Origin of the sequence: Bacillus sp. TL12, from assembly GCF_022625245.1 — a bacterium.
In the GTDB taxonomy this organism is placed as follows: domain Bacteria; phylum Bacillota; class Bacilli; order Bacillales; family Bacillaceae_G; genus Bacillus_A.
In genome coordinates, this window is the sequence record NZ_JAJJBY010000080.1 from 1 (window position 1) to 6,778 (window position 6,778).

Annotated in this window: 6 protein-coding genes; 1 reads left to right on the forward strand and 5 read right to left on the reverse strand. The window is 37.2% G+C overall.

Annotated features, from left to right (window positions below; genetic code table 11):
- Positions 1-178 precede the first annotated feature (178 nt).
- The 5 genes from rlmD to LOK41_RS26860 all read right to left on the reverse strand — a co-directional run bounded on the left by rlmD (position 179) and on the right by LOK41_RS26860 (position 5,361).
- Positions 179-1,564 (reverse strand): 23S rRNA (uracil(1939)-C(5))-methyltransferase RlmD, encoded by a 1,386-nt coding sequence (rlmD, locus tag LOK41_RS26840; RefSeq protein ID WP_241819061.1) that lies wholly within the window; start codon positions 1,562-1,564, stop codon positions 179-181.
- A 10-nt stretch (positions 1,565-1,574) separates the two neighbouring features.
- A complete protein-coding gene (locus LOK41_RS26845) occupies positions 1,575-2,438 on the reverse strand; it encodes a DNA-3-methyladenine glycosylase family protein (protein ID WP_241819038.1) in 864 nt (287 codons plus the stop codon).
- Between the two features lie 59 nt (positions 2,439-2,497).
- Positions 2,498-3,280, reverse strand: coding sequence for a delta-lactam-biosynthetic de-N-acetylase (gene pdaA, locus LOK41_RS26850; RefSeq protein WP_241819046.1), 783 nt, complete (start codon positions 3,278-3,280; stop codon positions 2,498-2,500).
- Positions 3,281-3,406: 126 nt separating this feature from the next.
- Positions 3,407-4,930 (reverse strand): class I fumarate hydratase, encoded by a 1,524-nt coding sequence (gene fumA, locus LOK41_RS26855; protein ID WP_241819048.1) that lies wholly within the window; start codon positions 4,928-4,930, stop codon positions 3,407-3,409.
- Positions 4,931-5,178: 248 nt separating this feature from the next.
- Complete coding sequence (locus tag LOK41_RS26860) at positions 5,179-5,361, reverse strand: SE1561 family protein (protein WP_002174720.1); 183 nt, start codon at positions 5,359-5,361, stop codon at positions 5,179-5,181.
- 257 nt (positions 5,362-5,618) lie between these two features.
- Here LOK41_RS26860 and yfkAB point away from each other — a divergent pair, with 257 nt between their 5' ends.
- Positions 5,619-6,746, forward strand: coding sequence for a radical SAM/CxCxxxxC motif protein YfkAB (gene yfkAB, locus LOK41_RS26865; protein WP_241819057.1), 1,128 nt, complete (start codon positions 5,619-5,621; stop codon positions 6,744-6,746).
- The last annotated feature ends 32 nt before the right edge of the window (positions 6,747-6,778 follow it).

Genomic DNA, 6,778 nt, shown 5'->3' on the forward strand with positions numbered 1-6,778 from the left:
ATATATACAGGTTCTCTTTTTTTGGAAAAAATGGATATTATATTTCTAACTCAAAGTTTAGTATATGGTGCAAGACACGAGTGAAACTCATTTACTTGTGATACGGTTCAGGGTAATTCATCCTAAATAAAAATTAGGCCTTATCGATTTTTCGATAAGGCCTATCATTGTTACACCTTTACTTTTCTTTTCTAACAAGCTTCACTACATTCTCCACATGCGCCGTATGCGGGAACATATCCACTGGCTGTACATACTCCACTTCATAGCTCTTCATTAATGTTTTTACATCGCGTGCTAGCGATGAAGGATTACAAGAAACGTATGCAACCGTTTTTGGTTTCACCTTTAAAATGGTTTCCAGTAATTTATCATCACAACCTGTACGAGGTGGATCAACAACGATTACATCTGGACGCCAGCCTTCTTTGACCCATTTTGGTAGCCATTGTTCTGCTTTTCCAGCTTCGTACTTTGTATTTGTAAATCCGTGACGCTTCGCATTTTTCCTTGCATCTGCAATCGCTTCTGGAATCACATCCATACCACGTACTTCTGCTGCATCATTTGCCAGCCACAGCCCAATCGTACCAACACCGCAATATGCATCAACAATTTTTTCTTTTCCTGTTAACGCAGCAGCTTTTTTCGCTTCGTCGTAAAGGACAACAGTTTGTTCTGGATTCAACTGGAAGAATGCACGTGCTGATAGTTCAAATGATAAATCACCAAGTGTTTCTTGAATGACTTCTTTTCCAGCTAAGTTGAATGTTTTGTCCCCGAAAATAACAGATGTTTTACGCCAGTTCACATTTTGCATAATCGATTTGACTGTTGGCATTTGTTTTTGAATCTCTGCGATAAATTGCTCTTTATTTGGTAATTCTTCTTTTGTTGTAATTAATGTGACTTGTACTTCCCCTGTTTGAACTGCAGCACGTGTCACGATTGTACGCACTAGACCTTTTTGTTTTTTCTCGTTGTAAATAGAAATGTTCAATTTTTCTAATATACGTCTTACAACTTTTGTCGCTTCGTTCGTTGCCTTATGCTGAATCATGCAATGAGAAATATCAATTAATTGATGTGAATTCTGTTTATATAATCCTGTAATCACTTTTTCATCTTTACGCCCTACTTGTAATTGACTTTTATTGCGATAATGCCATGGATTCCCCATACCAAGTGTTGGGCGAATGTCAGCTTCCACGCTTCCGTTCATATACTTTTCAAACGCTTGTACAACAATATCTCGCTTTTGATTCAACTGTTCTTTATAATCTAAATGCTGCAATTGACACCCACCGCATTCATCATATACTGGGCATGGCGGTTTTACACGATGCGGTGAAGCTTTTCGAATCGTCTTTACTTTCGCCTCTGCAAAGCCACGCTGAATCTTTGTTGTCTCTGCAACAACTTCCTCCCCTGGTAATGCACCTGGAATGAAAACAACTTGTCTTTTAAAATAACCAACGCCCTCTCCGTTAATCCCAAGACGCTTAATTGTCACAGGAAACGTTTGGCCAACTTGTAACTTACTTTCTTGTTGCTTTTGCATTATTGTTACACCTCTACTCTATACTTTTCCATAAATATAACGCTGCATAACTGCAGTATGGTTCACATTCTTGTTTCACTTGTTCTAAAAGTGCAGCATCTGGTTTATTTTCTAGTTGAAATAACCCTTGAAGCGCACGTTGAATCCCGATATCCGCTTTCGGGAACATATTTTTCCGCCCGAGTCCAAATAACAAGAAGTTTTGTACTGTCCATGCACCGATACCTCGCACTGGTAACAATTGTGCTGACACTTCTTCTTCTGTTTGTTTTTCTAGTTCCGCTAAGTTTAACTTACCTTCCACAATATGTTTTGCTAGTCCTATCATATATTCCGCTTTCCGTTGACTAAATTTCTGATTTCTAAGCTCTTCTACCGAAATATTTGCTACCCTTTCTGGTGTTGGAAAAAAGAAAACATTATTCTTCTCTGTTCCATACCTTTTTACAAATTGTTCTGTAAGAGCAGTAGCAAATTTCAAATGCACTTGTTGATGGATAATGCAACGAAGAAGACAAGCAAAATAATCAAACTCTAAAATAAGTGGTGTATAGGCATATGTTTCAAAAAGCGGACGTAATGACGTGTTTCTAAAATGGGTTTGTATATCTTGAAAAGATTCATTCCATTGAAAAATGGAATAGATGCGTTTCATAACCTTCTCTTGTTCACCTGTCTGGCTTGAAACCCAAAATTGTGGATTTTGAAGCGTACCAATTCCTTGAACGCGGACAACAATTTGTTCTTCATCCATAAGAAGTGGAACACACACGATTTTTTCTTCTAATTGAACAACATTAAGTGGATCAAAAGACAAACGCCTTAAAACTTCTTCAAAATGGTATAAATCCTTTAACGTAACATGTTCGCTCCACATACGTTTCCCCATCCTTTTTACACATCATTATAGCATGAGAAAACCGTAAGCATACATGCTTACGGTTGATTGCTCTTTACTAAATCATCTAGGCTTTTAAAATGATACCCTTTCTCGCGCAAATCATCAATGATTTTTGCAAGTGCTTCTGCATTATCTTTTGATATGGCATGAAGTAATAAAATAGAACCCGGATGAATCATATTCATAACATTATTATGTGCATATTGCCATCCTCTTTGCTGATCTACTTTCCAATCTAAAAATGCAAGAGACCAAAACACATTATAATATCCCATTTCTTTTGTAAGAGCTAGCGTACGCTCACTAAAAATCCCACGCGGAGGACGTACATATTTCACTTCTTTTTGTCCGGTTACTTTTTTTATTTCATCCGTTACACTTTGCAATTCCCCGCGAAGCTTCTCATCATTTACTGTTGTAAAATCAGGATGACTTTGAGAGTGGTTTCCAATAATATGCCCTTCATTTTTCATCCTTAACAATAAATCCTTTTGCGTCTTTATATAATGACCTGTTACAAAAAATGTTGCTGGTACTTTTTTCTCCTTCAGTACATCTAAAATTTTTTCAGTATATCCATTTTCATATCCGTTATCAAATGTTAAATATATATCTTTTTTCTTCGTATCTCCTAAATAAAAACCACCATTATTATGGAGTAACTCAGTAAATTTTTTCCCGGCATCTGGCGGGGTTTCATTTTTCGCTCGTGGAATCCCCCAGTGATTTGGTGCATTCGTATATGCGAAAGTCGAAACCGGAACAAGTACCATCATAATTGAAAAAATGAGACCTATATATAACCATTTATTCTTCATAAATAGTCTCCTTTCCATATATCATCGTACCTGTAGTTTCTGTTTTCAATATTCCTTTCATCCTAAACAAGTTTTTCTATATGTACCAAAAAATGCACCTCGATTACTCGAGGTGCATTTTTCCACTTATTTAAATACCGGTTCTTTAAAAGTCGACAATTTTTCAAGTGACGTTTTATCTACATCAGCATGTAAGCTGTTACCGTGAGAATCCATTGTTACAACAGCTTTAAAGCTATCAATGCGTAGATGCCACATTGCTTCTGGAATACCAAATTGTAAGAAGTCGACATCTTTCACTTCTTTAATACATTCTGCATAATACTGTGCAGCGCCTCCAATTGCATTTAAATAGACGCCGCCATGTTCAGCTAATGCCGCCAACGTTTTTGCTCCCATGCCACCTTTACCAATAACAGCACGAATGCCAAACTTCTTCATGATATCGCCTTGATATGGCTCTTCACGAATACTTGTCGTTGGACCTGCCGCTTTAATTTTCCAATTGTCATTTTCATCTTTCACGACAACTGGACCGCAATGATAAATGATTTGTCCATTTAAGTCTACTGGGCAATCATTATCCATTAAATGCTTATGAATTGCGTCGCGACCAGTGTACATCATACCATTAATTGTTACAACATCACCAACACGAAGTTCACGAATTTGCTCTTCTGTAATTGGTGCCTGCAGTACAATTTCACGCTGTTCACTGCTGTCTTGACTTTCTTCTTGCTGAAGCGTATTTTCCCCTTCTTGATATAACCAATCGATAATTTCCCCAGTTTCAGGGTGAATTGTTACACCAAGGCGACGGTATGCCCAACAATTATATGCAACAGATACATAGAAGCTAGCTGGCAGACGATTGTATACGCCAATTTTACAACCAAGTAAAGTTGTTTCGCCGCCAAATCCCATCGTACCAATACCAAGCTTGTTTGCATTCTCTAATACGTATTCCTCAAGCTTTTGTAATTCTGGAATTGGATTCACGTCATCTAATGTACGGAATAATTGATTTTTCGCTAACTCATAACCTGACGTACGGTCTCCCCCGATACCAACGCCGATTACACCCGCGCTACATCCTTGCCCTTGCGCTTGATATACTGCATGAAGAAGGCATTTACGAATTCCTTCTAAATCACGACCTGCTCGTCCAAGTCCTTCTAATTCACAAGGTAAGCTGTACTGAATATTTTTATTTTCACAACCGCCACCTTTTAAAATTAAACGAGCATCAATGTAATCTTTCTCCCACTGCTCAAACTTAATAACAGGTGTACCTGGTCCCAAGTTATTACCACTATTGTCTCCGAAAAGAGAATCCACAGAGTTTGGACGAAGTTTCCCATCTTTTGTCGCCCGCTCAAGCGCACTATAGATGGCCTCTTTCAGTTTCAATTGATTCACACCAACTGGTGTATAGATTTTAAACGTTGGCATCCCTGTATCTTGGCAAATCGGCGAGATATTGTCATCTGCCATTTTAATGTTATTTGTAATCGTGCCAAGTGCCATTGCAGAACGAGTCCCTGCATTTTCTCGTTCCTTTGCTCGTTGAATTGCACGGCGAACATCTTTCGGTAAATTCGTCGATGTTTCAACGATTAGTTGATACATACTTTCTTGAAGCTTTTCCATCGTTACTTCCCCCTCAATTGTGAACACTACCAAAACGTTACATAATGAAATTTCCACTCTTAATTCTCTAGAGTCTTTTCTTTTTTATTTCATGACTCTTAAGATCAGATGAAATTTTTCACAACTTGATTATACCCTTTTTTCCATATTCCTTCTATTTTAATAGGATAGAAATCGAGATATTTTCTAATGAAAACCGCACACTCGCAAAAAACGGCTACCAACATATAATTGGCAGCCGTTTTATATTATTCATCTTTTTTAAATTGCTCACATTTCAGCTCTAATTCATCTAACATTGCAAGAAGACGATCTACATCTTCTAATTCTACTTCTTCTGGTTCAATTGTATCGATTACTTCAATGAACATATTTAAACGTTCTTTCAAATATACTAATTGTGAATCCTTATCTTGAATTGCTTTTCCCACGAAGACACTCTCCTTTTTATTCGAGTTGTTTTTATTATACCGCAAAAATGATTGTCATGAACATGAATTTTCATCAATTTTGTCACAGCACTTGATTCCATACTAATAGAAATATACACGCTTTCTTTTTCGATGAAAGAGAAATAAGAGCAACAAGAAATTCTTGTTACAAAAAGTTTCACTTTATAAAACGTCTATATTCTTCTATTATAGAGGATGGACAAATTGTTATTTCGATAGTCAAAGGAGTATTTCAGATGAGTATATCACAAACAATGAAGCCGATTACTCCTTCTTACGATCCATGGGAAGCGTATATGGACCTTGAAGAGTACGGCAAATTACTATTAACAAACGTTGAGTTTACAACGACAACGTTATGCAATATGCGCTGTGAGCATTGTGCTGTTGGTTATACATTACAGCCAAAAGATCCAAATCCGCTTCCAATGGAACTTTTATTAAAGCGATTAGATGAGATTCCTCATTTACGTTCTTTAAGTATTACGGGCGGAGAGCCAATGCTCTCAAAAAAATCCGTCGACAACTATGTAACACCACTCTTAAAATATGCCCATGAACGCGGCGTTCGCACTCAAATCAACTCAAACTTAACTATAGATTTAGCCCGTTATGAACAAATTATTCCTTATTTAGACGTGTTGCATATTTCACATAACTGGGGAACAATTGATGATTTCGTTGAAGGTGGATTTGCAATGATGGAGCGCAAACCTACTTATGAACAACGCGCGAAACTATTTGAAAGAATGATTACAAATAGTAAAGCTTTATCAGATGCGGGTGTTCTTGTATCCGCAGAAACCATGTTAAACAAACGTACTTTGCCACATATTGAACACATTCACCGTCAAATCGTTGAAGAAATGGGCTGTAAGCGTCATGAAGTACACCCGATGTATCCAAGTGATTTTGCTAGCAACCTTGAAATTTTAACAAAAGATGAAATTCGAAGTGCAATCGAGCATTTATTAGATATTCGTGATGAAAACGTTTGGATGTTATTTGGTACACTACCTTTCTATGCATGTAGTGATGATGAGCGTGATTTAGCTACATTAAAGAAACTACACACAAGTAAAAACGTAACTGTCCGAAATGATCCAGATGGGCGTTCCCGCTTAAATGTAAATATTTTTGATGGGAGTATTATCGTAACAGACTTTGGTGATATTCCACTACTTGGTAACGTTCAAACAAACACATTACAAGAAGCATATGACAAATGGTTTAGTTCAAAAACAGCGAAATCATTAAGCTGTCACTGCCCTGCTGTAAAATGCCTTGGACCAAATATCCTTGTAAAAAACAGCTATTATCCAACTGAGGATTTCTTAACAAAGGAATCTAACCTTACACTTTAATACAAAACCGTCAGCCAATATGAAGTGACCCC